This window comes from Donghicola sp. XS_ASV15 (genome assembly GCF_041224595.1).
Lineage (GTDB): Bacteria > Pseudomonadota > Alphaproteobacteria > Rhodobacterales > Rhodobacteraceae > Donghicola.
Window position 1 is genome coordinate 16,754 of record NZ_JBGFGN010000140.1, and the last position, 16,562, is coordinate 33,315.

General features: G+C 56.9%; 20 protein-coding genes. 4 read left to right on the plus strand and 16 right to left on the minus strand.

Translation table 11 applies throughout. The annotated features are described in order from the left end of the window. Positions 1–11 precede the first annotated feature (11 nt). From AB9K37_RS11690 to AB9K37_RS11750, 13 genes are all read right to left on the minus strand, one after another. Entirely contained in the window at positions 12–1,328 is a 1,317-nt protein-coding gene (locus tag AB9K37_RS11690) for an ATPase (RefSeq protein ID WP_369838768.1), read from the minus strand. A 10-nt stretch (positions 1,329–1,338) separates the two neighbouring features. Next, positions 1,339–1,833: a prepilin peptidase gene (locus tag AB9K37_RS11695; protein WP_369838770.1), complete on the minus strand. Its 495-nt coding sequence runs from the start codon at positions 1,831–1,833 to the stop codon at positions 1,339–1,341. Positions 1,834–1,845: 12 nt separating this feature from the next. Then, the gene (locus tag AB9K37_RS11700) at positions 1,846–2,700 is read right to left on the minus strand and encodes a hypothetical protein (protein ID WP_369838773.1); all 855 of its coding nucleotides are present in this window, start codon (positions 2,698–2,700) and stop codon (positions 1,846–1,848) included. Positions 2,701–2,727: 27 nt separating this feature from the next. Further along, positions 2,728–3,282, minus strand: coding sequence for a tetratricopeptide repeat protein (locus AB9K37_RS11705; protein WP_369838775.1), 555 nt, complete (start codon positions 3,280–3,282; stop codon positions 2,728–2,730). Positions 3,283–3,342: 60 nt separating this feature from the next. Beyond that, entirely contained in the window at positions 3,343–4,299 is a 957-nt protein-coding gene (locus tag AB9K37_RS11710; RefSeq protein WP_369838778.1) for a type II secretion system F family protein, read from the minus strand. 7 nt (positions 4,300–4,306) lie between these two features. Continuing rightward, entirely contained in the window at positions 4,307–5,275 is a 969-nt protein-coding gene (locus AB9K37_RS11715; RefSeq protein ID WP_369838781.1) for a type II secretion system F family protein, read from the minus strand. A gap of 3 nt (positions 5,276–5,278) precedes the next feature. Then, positions 5,279–6,712: a CpaF family protein gene (locus AB9K37_RS11720; protein ID WP_369838783.1), complete on the minus strand. Its 1,434-nt coding sequence runs from the start codon at positions 6,710–6,712 to the stop codon at positions 5,279–5,281. 24 nt (positions 6,713–6,736) lie between these two features. Then, complete coding sequence (locus tag AB9K37_RS11725; protein WP_369838786.1) at positions 6,737–7,984, minus strand: CpaE family protein; 1,248 nt, start codon at positions 7,982–7,984, stop codon at positions 6,737–6,739. A 154-nt stretch (positions 7,985–8,138) separates the two neighbouring features. Continuing rightward, positions 8,139–8,807 (minus strand): OmpA family protein, encoded by a 669-nt coding sequence (locus tag AB9K37_RS11730; protein ID WP_369838789.1) that lies wholly within the window; start codon positions 8,805–8,807, stop codon positions 8,139–8,141. Between the two features lie 4 nt (positions 8,808–8,811). Then, positions 8,812–10,239 (minus strand): type II and III secretion system protein family protein, encoded by a 1,428-nt coding sequence (locus AB9K37_RS11735; RefSeq protein WP_369838792.1) that lies wholly within the window; start codon positions 10,237–10,239, stop codon positions 8,812–8,814. 186 nt (positions 10,240–10,425) lie between these two features. Continuing rightward, entirely contained in the window at positions 10,426–11,289 is an 864-nt protein-coding gene (gene cpaB / locus AB9K37_RS11740; RefSeq protein WP_369838795.1) for a Flp pilus assembly protein CpaB, read from the minus strand. Positions 11,290–11,385: 96 nt separating this feature from the next. Continuing rightward, positions 11,386–11,583 (minus strand): hypothetical protein, encoded by a 198-nt coding sequence (locus AB9K37_RS11745; protein ID WP_369838798.1) that lies wholly within the window; start codon positions 11,581–11,583, stop codon positions 11,386–11,388. 111 nt (positions 11,584–11,694) lie between these two features. After that, the gene (locus tag AB9K37_RS11750) at positions 11,695–11,892 is read right to left on the minus strand and encodes a hypothetical protein (RefSeq protein ID WP_369838801.1); all 198 of its coding nucleotides are present in this window, start codon (positions 11,890–11,892) and stop codon (positions 11,695–11,697) included. Between the two features lie 384 nt (positions 11,893–12,276). On the opposite strand from AB9K37_RS11750, the gene AB9K37_RS11755 reads away from it, so the two are divergent. From AB9K37_RS11755 to AB9K37_RS11770, 4 genes are all read left to right on the plus strand, one after another. Next, positions 12,277–13,071, plus strand: a complete 795-nt coding sequence (locus tag AB9K37_RS11755) for a lytic transglycosylase domain-containing protein (protein WP_369838804.1) — start codon at positions 12,277–12,279, stop codon at positions 13,069–13,071. A gap of 140 nt (positions 13,072–13,211) precedes the next feature. Continuing rightward, on the plus strand, positions 13,212–13,583 hold the full coding sequence (locus AB9K37_RS11760; RefSeq protein ID WP_369838806.1) for a hypothetical protein: 372 nt from the start codon (positions 13,212–13,214) through the stop codon (positions 13,581–13,583). 283 nt (positions 13,584–13,866) lie between these two features. Beyond that, entirely contained in the window at positions 13,867–14,235 is a 369-nt protein-coding gene (locus AB9K37_RS11765; RefSeq protein ID WP_369838809.1) for a hypothetical protein, read from the plus strand. A gap of 293 nt (positions 14,236–14,528) precedes the next feature. Continuing rightward, entirely contained in the window at positions 14,529–14,900 is a 372-nt protein-coding gene (locus AB9K37_RS11770) for a hypothetical protein (protein WP_369838812.1), read from the plus strand. 73 nt (positions 14,901–14,973) lie between these two features. On the opposite strand, the gene AB9K37_RS11775 is transcribed toward AB9K37_RS11770, so the two are convergent. The 3 genes from AB9K37_RS11775 to AB9K37_RS11785 are packed head-to-tail and all read right to left on the minus strand — an operon-like array spanning position 14,974 to position 16,561. Continuing rightward, the gene (locus AB9K37_RS11775; protein WP_369838815.1) at positions 14,974–15,603 is read right to left on the minus strand and encodes a 3-oxoacid CoA-transferase subunit B; all 630 of its coding nucleotides are present in this window, start codon (positions 15,601–15,603) and stop codon (positions 14,974–14,976) included. Next, the gene (locus tag AB9K37_RS11780) at positions 15,604–15,915 is read right to left on the minus strand and encodes a YciI family protein (protein ID WP_369838818.1); all 312 of its coding nucleotides are present in this window, start codon (positions 15,913–15,915) and stop codon (positions 15,604–15,606) included. Position 15,916: 1 nt separating this feature from the next. Next, positions 15,917–16,561 carry a CoA transferase subunit A gene (locus tag AB9K37_RS11785; protein ID WP_369838821.1) on the minus strand — a complete coding sequence of 215 codons (645 nt, stop codon included), beginning with the start codon at positions 16,559–16,561 and terminating at the stop codon, positions 15,917–15,919. Between the last annotated feature and the right edge of the window lies 1 nt (position 16,562).

A 16,562-nucleotide genomic window follows, 5' to 3' on the forward strand; every position in this document is an offset into this window, starting at 1 on the left:
CTGATCCAGAATTATCGAACGATGGTCTCGTCCTTGACGAACATGTTGGCCCAAGCGCGATCAATCAACTCGGGCGTCATCTGATAGGGGATGCCCTCGAACTCACAAATCGCGATCATCTGGTCGATCAAGAACACCGGCTGGTAGTTCGCATAGATATTGTCGATCGTCGGGTACTTTTTCTTCAGCAGGTGCAGCAGGGATTTTTCATCCAGCGGCATCTTCTTTTTCCGCGCAATCAGGGCAAAGATTTTCAGGAAGTCCGCCTGATCCGGCCCGTCGATCTTGATCTTGAAGAAGATCCGGCGCAGCGCCGCTTTGTCGAAGATGTCGTTCGGGTGGAAGTTGGTCGAGAAGATGACCAGCGTGTCGAATGGCACCTCGAACTTCTCGCCTGATTGCAGGGCGAGGATGTCTTTGCCCTCTTCCAAGGGAACGATCCAGCGGTTGATCAGCGCCTGCGGCGGGTCGGCCTGACGGCCAAGGTCGTCCACGATGAACACGCCGCCGGTGGATTTCATCTGCAACGGCGCCTGATAGGTTCGAGCGTTCGGGTTGTAGACCAGATCCAGCATGTCCAACGTTAGTTCGCCGCCCGTAATCACGGTCGGGCGTTCGCAGCGGACATAGCGGGTGTCAAACCGGCCAGTGGTGCGGCGCAGAGAGGTGGGATCCTCCTCTTCTTCGGCCACGGCAGTGTGCACGATGGGGTCGTAGACAGTGATCACCTGACCGGAGTATTCGATGGCGCGGGGCACATAGATCTTGTCCCCCAGCGCATCCCGAATCCCGTTCGAGATCGAGGATTTCCCGTTCCCCGGCGGGCCGTACATCAGAATCGAACGACCGGATGTCACCGCAGGCCCAAGCTGGTCGATCAGGTTCGGCGGCAGGATCAGGTGACCCATGGCCGACATCAGCTGCTGGCGGGTGATCTTCATATTGCGGACGGACTGACGCTTGACCTGTTGGGCATAGACGTCCATCGGCACGGGCATCGCGCCGTAATACTCCGACTGTGACAGCGCATCCTGTGCACGGGCCTTGCCCGCGTCGGTCAGCTGATAGCCCATTTCGCTGCTGCTCGTCGCGCTCAGGGTGCCGGTCGCTTCTAGCATTTTTTGGCCGCGGGCCACATCCACCAATTCCTGCGCAACAGGGATCGGCAGGCACAGGGCACGGGACAGGTCGCTGACCATATCAAGGTTCATGCGGAACATGGTTTTCAGCAGGATATCCCGCATCATCACCATGCTCAGCTGCATGTCTTCTAAACGGCGCGGGGCCGGAGGTGCCTCAACCCCGCCTTGTCCAAGTTCGTGGCTCATGATCTGCCCCTCAGGCAATGCCAAGGGCGCGGAGGCCCAGATAGGTCAGCAAGGTCAGACCCAGCGGCACGCCCATGGGGAATTCGCGCGGACGTTCCCAGCTTTCCCAGCCTGCGGTTGCGGTGCGCAGCGGCGTGGCGCGGGCGATGCGATGCAGGACAAATGTCGCGACGATCATCGGGGCCATGATAGCGCCAAGCAGGATCGCGTCGCCTACGGGGACAAATGGTGCGGCTGCCGCCAGAAACTTGGCGTCGCCTGCGCCCATGACGCCGCCAGCGTTCATCAGCATACCCGCCACCAGCATCACTGCCGCATGGCTGAACCGCCACGCGTAGTCTTCGATCGGCAGAACAAAGGGGCCGGTTATGGCATAAAGAACCAAGGTCGCCAGAACGACCTTGTTCGGGATCTTCATCGTTGCCAGATCGCTCCAGATCACAAAGAGGCAGACGGGCAAAAGGGGTACAAGAAAAACAAGCGCCTGAGTGCTATCAAGAGGCATTACCGGATCCTACTAGCCATTCGTTCCTTCAAGAGCACGGAGGCTGCGGGTCGCTTCCTCGAAGTGCTGGGGGTGGGTTTCTATCGCTTCTTTCAGCAGGGCTTGGCCGGTTTTGACGTCGCCTTGCTTGATCGCGGTTAGGGCCAGCGTGTGCAGCAGCTTTGCGCGCTCTGTCTGGTCCATGGGAATGACGGGCAGGGTGTAGTTGCCCTGTGCGCCGCGGGCCAGAACGAGGTTGTTCTTGGCGGTAAAGACGCTGTTGTCCTGACGGATCGAGTCGGTGAGCAGACGCTCGGCGCCGGCAAAATCACCACGGGTCAGCTTCGAATAGCCCCAGTTGTTCAAAACGCCAGCGGGCGTCAGGGTCAGCCCCAGCGCGGTCTCGTAAAAGGCATCAGCCTTCTTCCAGTCCTTGGCGGCGTCGGCCACGATGGCCTCGAGCCGATAGCGTTTGAAGGTCTCGTAGGTCGGGGGGATCGAGTTCAAGGTCTCGCGCGCGGCGTCAAATTGGTTCGCGCGGATTTGCGCGTCGGCCAGACCGACTTTGTCGTCGTCAGTCGCGCCTTCCATGACGATGACTTTTCGCCATTCGATGACCGCCTCATTCGGGCGTTTGGCGCGGACAAGTGATGCAGCCAAGCCACGCTGCAGGTCGACACGGTCGGGATTTGCCGAGCTGGAGCGCCGGAAATAGTTCACGGCCTCGCCGGGATCGGCGACGGTCAGCATCACATCGCTCAGGTTGGTTTCGTCAATGACGTTCACTTCCTGAAGTTTGCGATCGACGCTGCTCTGTTCGTTTGCGCTGCAGGCGGAGAGGGCCAAAGTCCCGCCGATACAAAGAGATACAATAAACCAATGGCGCATTTTCTGCGTCCTTTAACTGCTGCTGCCTCAGTTTGGTGTCGTTTTGAGAAGGTACTCTCCGGTCCCTTGCCGCACCAATTTGTAAGTGTTTTCTACCTCATCATACTGCGCATCCTCAAATTTAGCGAGTGCTTTGCGCAGGTTGTCGCGGATTTCGTCGCTTTGACCGTTAGACAGGGCATAGGCCTGGCGAAAGACCTGGACTGCGTCGGCCGTGCGGTCGGCTTCCATCAGAACCACGCCAAGGTTGTTCCACGTGGCAAAATTGGTTTCGTCCATCTCGATTGCTTCGCGCAACTGGCGCTCGGCTTGGCCAAGACGACCAAGCCGCAGATTCGCCATCCCCAATGATCCAAGAACATCGGCAGACATGCCGCGGGTTGCCGCAGCACGGGTAAAGGCCTGAAGTGCCAACTCGTTCTCGTCGGCTTCGAGAAGTCGTTCCCCCACCAGAAGTTGATCGACAGGCTCGGCGGAATAGTCGGTCGAAGGGGCGTAGGGGTTGTCAGGCAGCTGGTCTGAGCGTTCCGAACAGGCCGAAAAAACGATCAGAAAACCGATGCCAATCGCCCAACGTGCCATCTCTTGCCAAGCTCCTGAACTTTGCCGGCCCCAGCCGGTGTTTTCCCGTTAGTTCGACTGCTATTTCATTTTATCGAACATCTCAACGATACCATAGAGAGAAGGTCCAATCAGGATCAGGATGAGAGGTGGAACGGTCAAGCCCATGGTTGCCAGCGTCATCTTGGTCGGAAGTGTGTTCGCTTTCTCTTCGGCGCGCATCACGCGTTTGTCGCGCATCTCTTCGGCGTAGACGCGCAAGGCGTCGGTGATGGGGGTACCAAAGGTGGCGGACTGGATCAGCACCGTCACAAAGCTGGAGATATCAGGGACGCCCGCACGCTCGGACAGGTCGCGTAGGACGACGGCTTTGTCTTTGCCGGCCTTCATTTCGTGGGCGACGATTTCGAACTCTTCGGACAGGGCAGGGTAGCCCTCTCGGCTTTCACGGGCGACGCGAATGATGGATTGGTCCATGGACTGACCTGCCTCAACGCAAACAAGCATCATGTCGAGCGCATCGGGGAACCCTTCGAGGATCGACTTCTGCCGTTCTTCTTGGCGCTTGTTCACCCAGTAGCGCGGCGCCATGTAACCGACGACCGCAGGAAGCAGCGCGTAGATCACCATTTGTTTGGTTTCGAGCGGCTGGTTCTGGCTTGCCAAGAAGGCATAGAGCAGGCCCACCCCCAGTGCGCCGAGCCCCAGAACCATCTGGGCAAAATAGAAGATGCGCACCGCATTGCGTGACCGGTAGCCTGCCTGTACCAATTTCAGGCGGATTGAGGACAGCTCCTCTTCGTCCTGTGGTTCTAGAAAGTGCGAGAACTTCTCGAGTTTGTTGTTGCCATTGTCCGTACGGAGCCGGTTTTCCCGAGAGGGCGCAGTGGCCGTTGCGTTTGTGGCCTGCAATTTCTTGAGAGGATCTGCCGGTTGGAGCAAGAACATTCCTGCTGCCACAGCGATCAAGGCAAGGCCCAGAACGCCGGCGATGATGATAAAGCCCATGGGGCCAAGGAGATCGTTGATCATGGACATGGGAGCCTCATACCTTGATGTTCACGAGCGAGCGCATGACGATCATGTTCGCGACGAGAAAGCCGCCAACGACAAGACAAGCCGGCACCCAATACTCGGTTGTCGAGACCTCGTCGTAGTAGCCGGGGTTGATAATGTTCATCACTGCCAAACCCCCGATGGGGAAGCAGGACAGGAACATACCGGACCATTTGGCCTCGGCGGTGATGGCTTTGACCCGGCGGAACAGTTTGAAACGGGCGCGGATCACTTTGGCCAGGCCGGCCAGAATTTCGGCCAAGTTGCCGCCCGATTGCTGTTGGATCGAAACGGCCACAGCCATGAAGCGAAGGTCCTGGTTCTCTAGGCGCGCCGCCATTTCGCGCAGGGCCTCACTGACATCGCGGCCATAGGCCGCTTCGTCGGCAATGACGCCGAATTCAGTCGCCAAAGGATCGTCCACCTCTTTGGCGACGATTTGGATCGCCGAGCTAAAGGGGTGTCCAACCCGCAAAGAGCGGACCATCAGTTCCACGGCATCAGGGAGTTGTTCTTCGATCAGAGCGGATCGCTTGTTCGCTTTGCGCGTGATCCAAAAATAGACGCCGCCGACGCCCATACCGATCGAGATCGCAATGCGGATCGAGGTTTCCGCCTCGGTCGCGGCAGTCAGAACGACAAAGGATACTGCGCTGACGCCCGCCATCATCAGAACCAATTGGCGAGGCGTAAAGGCAATCGCGGCCTTCTGCGCTTTGCTGGCCAAGAGCGAGTAGATCGGGATCGTCTGGGCCTTCATGTGCTGCTGCATTTCCTTGCGCAGCTGTTCCAGCACCTGTTCGCGGTCCTTGCCCTTGTCCAGCATTTCCAGACGTCGGTTGACGCGATTGTTCAGGCTGATCGATTTGCCAAAGACGGTCAGGTAGACGCCCTCGATCAGGACCAAGACGCCGACGAAGATCAGGACGTAGATAATCAGTTCGGGATCGATAGACATGGCTTACCCTCTCACTGGTTCGTAGATCGACGGCGGCAGGTCGTAGCCCCAAAGGCGGAAGCGTTCGGAATAGTAGCTGCGCACGCCGGTGCCGGTGTAGTGGCCCATGATTTTGTTGTCGGGTCCGATGCCTGTACGCTGGAAGCGGAAGATTTCCTGCATGGAGATAACATCGCCCTCCATCCCGGTGATTTCGGTGATCGAGACCATCCGGCGCGAACCATCTTGCAAACGGCTGGCCTGCACGATCAGGTTCACCGCGGATGCGATCTGACTACGCACTGCCTTTAGCGGCATCTCGATTCCGGCCATCGCGACCATGTTTTCCAGACGGCTGATACCATCGCGGGCGTTGTTGGCGTGGATGGTGGTCATTGATCCGTCGTGACCGGTATTCATGGCCTGAAGCATGTCGATCACTTCTTCGCCGCGGGTTTCGCCGACGATGATGCGGTCAGGACGCATACGCAGGGCGTTGCGCAAACAGTCGCGCTGGGTGACGGCGCCCTTGCCCTCGACGTTCGGAGGACGGCTTTCCATGCGGCCCACGTGGGTCTGCTGCAACTGGAGTTCGGCCGTATCTTCGATTGTCAGGATGCGTTCGCTGTCGTCGATAAACGAGGACAGCGCGTTCAGTGTGGTCGTCTTACCGGAGCCTGTCCCGCCCGACACGATCACGTTCAGACGCGTGGCGACCGCAGCTTGCAGATAGGCGGCCATCTCCTCGTTAAAGGCGCCGAAGTTGATCAGATCGTCGATCCCCAGCTTGTCCTTTTTGAATTTACGGATCGACACAAGCGATCCATCCACGGCCACAGGGGGCACCATCGCGTTGAAACGCGATCCGTCTTGCAAACGGGCGTCCACATAAGGCGTCGATTCATCGACGCGGCGCCCAACAGCAGAGACGATCTTGTCGATGATCCGCAGCAGGTGCTTTTCGTCTTTGAAGGTGATGTCCGAAAGTTCGAGCTTGCCCTTTCGTTCGATAAAGATTCGCTTGGGGCCGTTCACCAGGATGTCGCTGACCGACTCATCCTTGAGAAGTGCCTCAAGGGGACCGAGGCCGGTGACCTCGTCATAGAGTTCTGTCACGAGGGTCGAGCGTTCCTCGCGGTTCAGAACAACGCCCATGGACGACAGGGTTTCGGTTGTAATGTCCGAAATCTCTGCCCGCAGATCCTTTTCCGACGCGTGTTCCAGCGCCGCAAGGTTCAGGTGGTCCAAAAGTTCGCGGTGAAGCTGAAGTTTCAGTTCTGCCAGACGATCTTTGCGTTTTTGTTCTTTGTCTGTAGCAGCAGGACGTGCGGATGTCTTGGGCAGGGGTCTGCGCAAGGGGGCTGCACGGGCGGCTTCGGGGGCCGCGGCCTGCGGAGCGGCGTCAACAACCCCGCGACCGGCCGCTACAGCGGTCGATTTCTTGTAACGCGAAAACATAGTGTTTATCCCGGTCTAGAGACGTTAGGCCGCCTCGGAGGTGGTTTGGTTCAGTTCGTGAAGCTGGGCCGCCAGCTTGGCGATTTCCTTGCGGAGCGGGTTCTTTGCCGCGCTTTCAGCGAGGGGCTGTCCGTGGTCGCAAGCCTGCAGGACGGGCTTGCCCCCGTCTGGCATCTGGACATCGATCGAAATCCCGAGGCTTTCGGACAATCGTTTGATCCGCGAGCGACCAGTGAGGTCCGTGAACTTCGGTGCGCGATTCAGAATAAAGCGGATTTTATCGAAGGGCAGGTCTTCGGCCTGTAGCACGCGTTTCAGTCGCAAGGTGTTTTGGGCCGAGCGCATCTCTAGCTCGATCATAGCAAGATAAACATGTGCTGAGTTGAGCACCACATCGGTCCACTGGGTGATCACCGAGGGCATATCGACAACAACGTAGTCGAAATTGTGCCGCGCGGTTTCGATCAAAGCAGCGACATCGTCTTGGGACAGATAGTCCATCGGCAGAATGTCCGGTGGCGCTGTCAGGACGTTTAGCTTGTCCTCGAATTGGACAAGGCTTGCACAAAAGGCTTCGTCGTCCATCGCTTCGATGTCCGAGAGCAATTCGTGGACAGCGTCCCGCCGGGTCAAGTCGAGGTAGGTCGCGACGCTTCCGAACTGGTGGTTCATGTCCAGCAAGGCGACGCGGGTGCCTGTATCGGCCTTCATATTGGCGAGTTCCCAAGCAAGGTTCACAGCCATGGTGGTGGCACCGGTGCCCCCGGCCATGCCTTGAACGGCGAGCACGACCCCATCGGTGTTCACCTTGGACGGCGCGATTTTCGTCGCTCTGTCAGGACCTTCTTGCATTTCAGGTGCGGGGACCGGAGCGCGCAGGCGTTCGACCGCGCTGGCCAACTCACCTTCGGGGAGAGGGTAGGGCAGAAATTCTTCGGCACCGCTGCGCAGCAACTGGTGCAATTGATTCGCCGAGACGTTTTCGGTGATCAAGATAACTTTGATCCCGGCGCTCCGCGCTGTTTGGATGATGGCCTCGATCTGGGGGATCTGGTCTTCGTCACTTTCGTCCATAGCGATGGCAACGAATTCCATCGTTCTCGCTTCGGGCTGGGACAGGAAGGCGGTCGCCTCCTGCAGGGACAAATCGCCCCAAGCTTCGCCCAAGACGCTCTCCATGTCTTCGATCAACAGATCGAAATTCTCGACATCCCGCGAGATCGTGCAGGCCAGAATTTGCGGGCTCTGTGCAGTCGGATCTGCGCTGGTCATTCTTTACCTCGTTGTTCACTGACACGAGGGCACAGGGCCCCCAAAGGATGACCACGACGTCAGAGACTCGTGGCCCTTTGGAGAAAAGATGACTGTCAATCTGGGCAACAATTGGACCCAAACAGCCCATTTGTGCGGAAATGGTTAACGAAAATTACTTCTCGGTCTCGAAATCACTGCCTTCTAGGCCGGTCAGCGTCGTTTCGGATGCTGCGCTGTCGACATAGCCGCGATAGACGATTTCTGCGTATTTTCCGTCCATTACCGTGGGGTGAGAGGAAACGAATCCCAATACTTCGGTTACAGTGCGGCGGTTGCGACGCTCGCGCCCTTCGCTGACGATCAGCGGCTGTGTCTCGCCATATGAAACCATAGCTTCCAGACGTCTGGGGCTGATTCCCAGCTGCGATAGGTAAGCAACAACGGCGTTAGCGCGGCGTAGGCCAAGCGCTTTGTTGTATGAGTCAGACCCGACAGCATCCGTGTGGCCGTAAACGCGGAACCGCACTTCGGGGAATTGCTGAATCCAGCGGGCCTGCTCGCGCAGGGTGTCACGGGCGCCAGCATCCAGTTCTGCGCTGTTGAAGGCAAAGTTTACAGTGGTCAGAACTTCGGCTGCAAAACGGCTTGCCAGCTCATAGGTGTACTGCTTTTCGCCGGTCATATAGGCGATGTTGTTGTTCACCGAATTGCCGAAGTTTCCTGTGTTCGCGACGCTTCCAGCTTCGTCGTAGAAGGCGCGGTACACTGGATCCTGGCTGGCGCAGGCCGAAAGAAGAATCACACCAGCCATAACGGCTGTAGTATTAAAGCGGCGCTGCATTAACTTATTCCATCACATAACCATAAGAGCCGCTGAAGTCCTGCTTGGCGACTTCGGCTGCCGCGCCATTCTGGCGCGAAGCTGTGTCGCTGGCAACACGCCCAAAGAGAAAGAGGTCCTCTTCCGACGGCGGTTTGATGCGGTCTGTGGGCAGAGCGAGCACTTCCCCCCGCGTTGGGGTTACCAGATGTGGGGTAATGATGATCACAAGCTCTGTCTGTTCGCGCATATATTCAGCGCTGCGGAAAAGTGCGCCCAAGACAGGAATATCCCCGAGCCACGGAACCTGACCGTTCAGATCGCGGAAATCATCCTTGAGAAGGCCGGCAATAGCGAAACTCTCACCGTCGCGCATTTCGACCGTGGTCGATGCTTCGCGGCGTTGGAAGGCGTCAATTTCGAAACCGTTGACCGAATACCCGTTCGAGGCATCAATTGCCGAGACAGCCGCTTCGAGTTCAAGGTTGATGATGTCCTTGTCCACGACGCGCGGAATGAAGTTCAGCTCGATGCCGAAAGGCTTGTAGTCAATGGTGACGTAGTTATCCACCGACGAAACGGGCACGGGGTATTCGCCCCCCGCGAGGAACTTGGCTTCTTGGCCGGACAGCGCCACGAGGTTCGGCTCTGCCAGCGTACGGACCATGCCTTTGCTTTCCAGCGCTTCGAGCAGGATGCCGACTTCCACCGAGCCAGCGCCAAAGCCAAAGAGCAGGGCGCCGTTGTTTTCGTTGGTGGCTGGTGTAATGCCCGAAAGCGCATTCGCCACTTCGCCACTGTTGTTGTAGTTGCCGGTGCCGCCAAAGACAGACACGTTCTTGCCGCCGCTGAGACTGACCGAAGACGAGAGCGATTTGGACACGGTGCGCTGCATCTCGGCAAAACGCACCTTGAGCATCACTTGTTGGACACCGCCAACGGACATCAGGTTTGAAACGCGTTCTGGCGCATATCGCTCTGCCAGATCGAGTGCGCGTTGCAGGCGTGCGGTGCTGCTGACAACGCCAGACAAAACGATACCGTCATTCGCTGTGCGGACTTCGATATTCTCGCCCGGGAGGATCTGGCCCAAGCGCTCTTTGAATTCAGAGATGTCCGCCGCAACGCGCACATCAACGTTGCTGATCAAAGTGCCGCTCGCGTCGAACAGGGTCAGAGAAGTCAGGCCTGGCGTCTTGCCCAAGACATAAATCGTCCGATCCGAGAGCGAAGAGATGTCCGCGATGTTCGGATTTGCGATGCTCAGTTCCGCAAAGGGCACATCGCTTTCGACGACGACGGCGCGGTTCATGGGCACTTCCAGCGTCGAACTGGGGCCATTGCGTAGGACACGCAGGGTTTCAGCTTGTGCCGGTGCGGGTACAAGTGCGGGGGATGCGGCAACGATCGACATCGCGACGGTGATCGCGCTTAAAAACTTACTGCTGTACATGTGATCTGCCTCTCTGATCACGCTCGGTCGTGTGAGTGATATTTTTGTTTTGCATTAAATAATGCGTTAGAACGGCTTTGTTTTCAATGATTAGATTGGATAGGGTGTGCTGCTGTGTGTGGCACGCGCAACAGGGGCGCCGGTCGGAGCCCCTGTTGATCGGATCTGATTGTTGCAGAGTGGTCGTTACTTCGCGCAGGGAATTTCCGTTACGATCACCTCGGCGCCTTTGCGTTGGCGAATAGTGCAGATCTCTTTTTCCTTAACAACTTCAGCAACTTCGCGCTGCTCGATGCCAAGAAGACGGTTCTGGTCGACCTCGATTGACTGGGCTACGCTGTCATCCCGGGCACCTAACAATGACAGGCTAAGCGCGCCGGTCGATTGGGCTTGGGCCAATGTCGCAACCTGACGGGGGCTGGCGGAAACAGTGACGGTTCGTGCAATCGCGGCGTCAGACGTACTGAAGCTTGTTGTCTGGTCGATTGCAATAATTTGGACCCCGCTCTCGATCATTTTGGTAAAATCGCCGCTCGCGATACCCAAAGCGTCACCAGCACGGACAGCGCCGGTCCAGTAGACATCCACCCGGTCGCCGGGGCGCAAGAAGCCCGAGACGCCGCTGGTCACATCCACTTTGATGGTAAACGCACGCATACCCGGGTCGAGCAAAGAGGTCAGGCCGACATCCTCGCCGGGTGCGGTGACCTTGGAGGCCATAACGATCTCGTCCTTTTCCATTTTGCGGATCGCGACACGGAGCTCTCCGTCCCCCGCAGGGAAAAGGGTGGCCTCTTCGGTAAAGGCGGACTCTGGAATGGCTGATTGGGGCCAGTTCACAATCCGCACGTGTTCTTTGGTGATTTTGTCGCCGTAGTCGACCTCTTGGGTCAAGACATAGACGGGGGCGGTCGGTACGATCTGCGACAGAGCCGCATCTCGTGCTGCGATTTCCGTGCGATAGGCCTGGATGCGATCCTTTGCCATGAATACGGCAAATCCGGCCAGCGCAACGCCGATGACAAGGACGAGTCCGAAGACCAGACGCATAGCTTTCCCTTTCTTTCTGGCTTGGTAACCGCCCCGAGGAAAGCCGGGACAGTTCAGGCAGAGTGGTTCTCTGCTTCTGGGGTTTGCCGTTTGGCTTTAGCTTTCGAAGTTTATAGAGCCGATGTAGCTCGCTATCCCTTCGGTGAGCACCGCGGTATTGTTGCTCATCAACATGCCGGTGCCATAAGCAAATCCTGCCAGCATGGTGACGATGACAACCCACTCGACCGAACTCGCCCCCTCTTCGCGATTCGCGAAATGTTTGACGTAGTTGAATGCAGTGTGCGTGTGCACGTTGCGGTCTTCCTGGGTTTGGAATTGGTTTCGGGCGCATGGCGCCTGATACAGAAAGAGGCGCTCTCGACTGGCGAGAGCGCCTCGCGCTAGCTAGGCTAGACCCTCAGATTAGCTGCCTGAGGAAGGTGCCGAGAGGGTGCCGATGAAGGTTCCGGTGCCGGATGCCAGGGTTTCGGCGTTGCCGATGATGGTGGTGCCGATCAGGGCGCCAAGGCCAACGGTTGCAGCAGCCAGGACAACCCAGTCTACGGTGACAGCGCCCGACTCGTCGTTCAGGAAAGCGGCGAAGAATTTGTTCAGTTTCATGGTGTTCCCTCCAGAGGATACTCGTGTTGAATTTTTACTTCCGCTTTGCTTCCCTGACCGGCCTCAGTGTTGGTCAGTTCGTCGCTGCGGATGAGTACATATAGCCCCCTGAATCGGGCGAGAATGCGACCTGTTTAGTTCTATTTACGGGTTTGGTGTCCTTTTGGGTCTGAAAATACGTAAGTATCTATTTCAAATAGATTCTTTTGTGTGTTTTTCTGTTTGTTGACTGCAGAGTGAGTGCTGGTTTGGTGAAATCTGTCGGTAATGACACAAACTAATGATAAATATGGCGAAAAGGTCAGGGTCTTGCGCGGTCAACTCCATATGCTTTTGCGGTTTCAGCGGCTTTCTGGTTGGAAGGTCGCGATTCTGAGTACTCTGATGTTCGCAAGCAGTGCTTTCGCAGATGAAGTCTCTGAAAATTCAGTTGAAAGAACGAATCCCAAGCCCTTTCCGATCTTTACCTTCAAGTCGGTGAAACCCCCGAAACCCGGCGAAGCGCCGAAAATCGACATACAGATCCCGCTCGACGCGGAGCAAGAAGCTGAAGAATCGCCTGCAAGCGCGCCGCCAACAGGACCGCAAGCGCGCTTTGCTTGGTATTGGGAGCAGGTCTCAACCTCGATTGCGGATGCGGATCCGGGCAGGATTGAAGATGCCTTGGCCGCGTTGCGCGGGCCAAAGGGCGAAGCGGTGCCTGCGCCGCGACTGGCAGCGATTCAGGAGATGGCCGCGCCCTATACACGGACACTTATGATCGAAACGATTGGGACTCAGGTGTCACCCGCCTTTGCTCTTGCTGTCATGTGGGTGGAATCAACAGGCCGCAAAGACGCAATCAGTTCAGCAGGCGCGCAGGGCCTCATGCAATTGATCCCAGCCACGGCTGAACGGTTTGGGGTCTCGGATAGCTTCGATCCGATCGAGAATATTCGGGGTGGGGTGAAATATCTCGATTTCTTACTCAGGACATTCTCGGGGGATCCAGTGCTCGCGCTGGCTGGCTATAACGCTGGCGAAAACGCAGTGCTGCGTGCGCAGGGTATTCCCGAGTATGACGAGACGCGCGACTACGTGCCCAAGGTTCTCGCGGCTTTCTCTATCGCAAAGGGGTTGTGCAAAACCCCGCCTGTCTATGTCAGCGACGGATGTGTGTTTCGGTCGTTTGATGAATAGGGATCCGCATCATTGCACAGAAATCACGAAGTGCTCACGTTCATGTGCATTGTTTGTGAGTGAGATCGGCCCAAATCTAATCTCATAAGCGACGGGCACACCGTCGACGCATAGAGATAGAAACCGAAAGGAACTTTGTTATGAAACGTTTTGTAGCCACTACCGCTGTTGTTCTTGGTCTTGCCGCACCTGCGTATGCAGCAAACCAACTCGCCGCTGACCTTGGTGTTCCCGCAGATCAGTATTCCACCGCTCAACTGGCCGAGATGCACTTTGCCCAAGATGAAAATGTAGGCGATAGCAGCGTCTACTTCGGCGGTGAAAGTAATGCCACCGTGTCGTCCAAATCGACTCTGAACCCGACCGCTGAGGCAATCTTTGTTTCGCTGGACCGTGAAGACAGCACCGCACTGGACGTCTCGCAGGAACTTGGTTCAACAACCGTATATAGCTCGGCCGTCGTGAATGATCGCGCCGCTGCGATCTTTGAAGAGATCGATGCAGAAGACTGATCAACAGGTCACTGTCTAATTCAAAGGCCCGCCGGTAACTCGGCGGGCCTATTTTGTTTTACCTTTGGGTCGCGCGTCACCACGCGCCAGCGATTGGTTAGCGAAATCCAGAGAGTTCACCATCATGTGACTGTCACATAGGTGTGTGCAGTGGTGCACCGATATTGCGGATATATCGCGATATCGTGCGTTGAAAGTGAGTGGGATCAGGCGCATATCTAACTCATCCCGAGGCAAAAAGACCTCGGTAACGAGACAAACGGATATTAAAAGGATGTTGAAAATGAAAAGCTTTATCGCAACGACCGCTATCGTACTTGGCCTGGCCGCACCTGCATTTGCTGCAGATCAGCTGGCAGCAGACCTGAACGTTTCGGCGGACCAATACACCACCGCACAGTTGGCCGAGCTGCACTTCGCTCAGGATAAGTCTGTTAGTGAGAAGAATGTTTACTTCGGTGCCGAAACCGCCGCATCGGTGTCTTCGAAGTCGAACCTGAACCCCACCGCCGAAGCGATCTTTGTTTCGTTGGAACTGGAAGAAAATCCCGCTCTGGACGTGGCTCAGGATGTTGACACCACCACCGTCTACAGCTCGGCCGTTGTAAACGACCGCGCCGCTTCGATCTTCGAAGAACTTGACGCAGAATAACCTGACATCCGTCAGTATGCTCTTTCGGGAGCCCAAGGCCCACCGGTTCGCCGGTGGGCCTTTTTGCGTTTGTGGGCAGGTGCGGTGAAGGGCAGTAGGTTAGCCGAACTCCACATTGTTCCAAATTTCACCGACATTTTATGCTCACGAAGGGTGTGCAATTTTGCACTAATATTACAAATAAATCTCTTTTTCGTGCATTGATGTTTGAGGAGGGAAGGCCCATATCTAACTCATCCCGAGGCGAAATGACCTTGGTAACAACACAAACGAATGTTAGAAGGACGTTGAAAATGAAAAGCTTTATCGCAACTACCGCTATCGTACTTGGCCTGACCGCACCTGCATTTGCCGCAGATCAACTGGCCGCAGACCTGAACGTTCCCGCGGACGAATACACCACCGCCCAACTGGCCGAACTGCACTTCGCGCAAGACAACAATGTAAGTGAACGGAACGTGTATTTTGGTACTGAGAGCGCTGCGACCGTCTCGTCGAAGTCGACCCTGAACCCCACCGCCGAGGCGATCTTTGTCTCGCTGGATCGCGAAGACAGCAACGCACAGGATGTCGCCCAAGAGCTTGACACGCGGAGCGTGTACAATTCGGGCGTAGTGAATGATCGCGCTGCTGCCATCTTCGCTGACATCGACGCCGAAGATTGATCCTAACCAAGATCTGTAAACAGAGAGGGCCCGCCATTGGCGGGCCCTTCTTCTTTGCTTCAGACTGATGTGATCAGTCTACAATCGTCGCTTCGGTGGCGGCGCGCAGTGCGTCTTCGGTGACGCCCTCTGCGCATTCCACGATCTTCAGGCCGCCTTCGACCACGTCCAGAACACCTAAGTTGGTGATCACGCGGTCCACAACGCCCTTGCCGGTCAGGGGCAGGGTGCAGGATTTCAGCAGCTTCGACTCGCCATGCTTGTTGGTGTGGTCCATGACCACGACCACACGGCCCACGCCAGCCACCAAATCCATCGCGCCGCCCATGCCTTTGACCAGCTTGCCGGGGATCATCCAGTTCGCCAAATCGCCGTTTTCAGCAACTTCCATCGCGCCAAGAATCGCCGCAGCGATCTTGCCGCCGCGGATCATGCCAAAGCTGGTAGAGCTGTCGAAATAACTGGTTTCGGGCAGCTCGGTGATGGTCTGCTTGCCCGCATTGATCAGGTCGGGGTCTTCGTCACCCTCATACGGGAAGGGGCCCATGCCGAGCATGCCGTTTTCCGACTGAAGCATCACGTTGACGCCTTCGGGAATGAAGTTCGGAACCAGCGTCGGGATGCCGATGCCAAGGTTAACATAGGTGCCGTCTTCCAACTCTTTCGCCGCGCGTGCGGCCATTTGATTGCGATCCCAGGGCATTTACATCTCCATGATCTGAGCGACTTCGACCGACCCGCCTTCCCCGATAATGGGGCATTCATTGGCAATCGAGGTGGCTTCGTCGATATTTGCGGCTTCAATAATGGCGTATCCGGACAGCGGGTTTGCGCCGCCATCATCAGAAATACCAGAGGCCGACACTGTTTTGGATTGGCCCACCGGATTGCCCGGATCGGGCATGGAGGCCTCGTACTTGGTGACCCAAGCGACCCATGCCGCGATCGAAGCCTGCTCTTCGGCCTCGGTCTCGGGCATTTTGCCGCCGTGGTACCCATAAAGGAATTTGGCCATATCAGGCCTCCTTCTGACGCACGGTGCGCTGTTCGATCCGCTTCTCGTGCTCGCCTTGGATCAGGCGGTGCACATAGATGCCGGGCAAGTGGATGTGATCGGGGTCAAGGCTGCCGGTTGGGACGATTTCCTCGACCTCCATGATGCAGATTTTTCCGCACATTGCCGCGGGCGGGTTGAAGTTGCGGGCGGTCTTGCGGAACACAGCATTGCCGGTCTCGTCCGCTTTCCACGCTTTGACGATGGAAATGTCGGCGAAAATGCCTTCTTCCATGATGTATTCTTCGCCGTTGAAGACTTTCACATCCTTGCCCTCGGCAATCACAGTGCCGACGCCGGTTTTGGTGTAAAACCCCGGAATGCCAGCGCCGCCAGCGCGCATGCGCTCGGCCAAGGTGCCCTGCGGGTTGAACTCCAGCTCCAGCTCGCCGGACAGGTACTGCCGCATGAATTCCGCGTTTTCGCCCACGTAGGACGACATCATCTTCTTGATCTGGCGGGTGTCGAGCAGTTTGCCCAAGCCAAAGCCATCCACACCGGCGTTGTTCGACGCAACGGTCAGACCTTTGACCCCGCTTTCCACGATCGCATCAATCAGCAGTTCGGGAATCCCGCACAGGCCAAAGCCCCCTGCCGCGATCAGCATG

Coding starts and splice junctions, on each gene's coding strand:
- AB9K37_RS11690 (WP_369838768.1), bottom strand. CDS start 1,328: ATGAGCCACGAACTTGGACAAGGCGGGGTTGAGGCACCTCCGGCCCCG.
- AB9K37_RS11695 (WP_369838770.1), bottom strand. CDS start 1,833: ATGCCTCTTGATAGCACTCAGGCGCTTGTTTTTCTTGTACCCCTTTTG.
- AB9K37_RS11700 (WP_369838773.1), bottom strand. CDS start 2,700: ATGCGCCATTGGTTTATTGTATCTCTTTGTATCGGCGGGACTTTGGCC.
- AB9K37_RS11705 (WP_369838775.1), bottom strand. CDS start 3,282: ATGGCACGTTGGGCGATTGGCATCGGTTTTCTGATCGTTTTTTCGGCC.
- AB9K37_RS11710 (WP_369838778.1), bottom strand. CDS start 4,299: ATGTCCATGATCAACGATCTCCTTGGCCCCATGGGCTTTATCATCATC.
- AB9K37_RS11715 (WP_369838781.1), bottom strand. CDS start 5,275: ATGTCTATCGATCCCGAACTGATTATCTACGTCCTGATCTTCGTCGGC.
- AB9K37_RS11720 (WP_369838783.1), bottom strand. CDS start 6,712: ATGTTTTCGCGTTACAAGAAATCGACCGCTGTAGCGGCCGGTCGCGGG.
- AB9K37_RS11725 (WP_369838786.1), bottom strand. CDS start 7,984: ATGACCAGCGCAGATCCGACTGCACAGAGCCCGCAAATTCTGGCCTGC.
- AB9K37_RS11730 (WP_369838789.1), bottom strand. CDS start 8,807: ATGCAGCGCCGCTTTAATACTACAGCCGTTATGGCTGGTGTGATTCTT.
- AB9K37_RS11735 (WP_369838792.1), bottom strand. CDS start 10,239: ATGTACAGCAGTAAGTTTTTAAGCGCGATCACCGTCGCGATGTCGATC.
- cpaB (WP_369838795.1), bottom strand. CDS start 11,289: ATGCGTCTGGTCTTCGGACTCGTCCTTGTCATCGGCGTTGCGCTGGCC.
- AB9K37_RS11750 (WP_369838801.1), bottom strand. CDS start 11,892: ATGAAACTGAACAAATTCTTCGCCGCTTTCCTGAACGACGAGTCGGGC.
- AB9K37_RS11755 (WP_369838804.1), top strand. CDS start 12,277: ATGTTCGCAAGCAGTGCTTTCGCAGATGAAGTCTCTGAAAATTCAGTT.
- AB9K37_RS11760 (WP_369838806.1), top strand. CDS start 13,212: ATGAAACGTTTTGTAGCCACTACCGCTGTTGTTCTTGGTCTTGCCGCA.
- AB9K37_RS11765 (WP_369838809.1), top strand. CDS start 13,867: ATGAAAAGCTTTATCGCAACGACCGCTATCGTACTTGGCCTGGCCGCA.
- AB9K37_RS11770 (WP_369838812.1), top strand. CDS start 14,529: ATGAAAAGCTTTATCGCAACTACCGCTATCGTACTTGGCCTGACCGCA.
- AB9K37_RS11775 (WP_369838815.1), bottom strand. CDS start 15,603: ATGCCCTGGGATCGCAATCAAATGGCCGCACGCGCGGCGAAAGAGTTG.
- AB9K37_RS11780 (WP_369838818.1), bottom strand. CDS start 15,915: ATGGCCAAATTCCTTTATGGGTACCACGGCGGCAAAATGCCCGAGACC.
- AB9K37_RS11785 (WP_369838821.1), bottom strand. CDS start 16,561: ATGCTGATCGCGGCAGGGGGCTTTGGCCTGTGCGGGATTCCCGAACTG.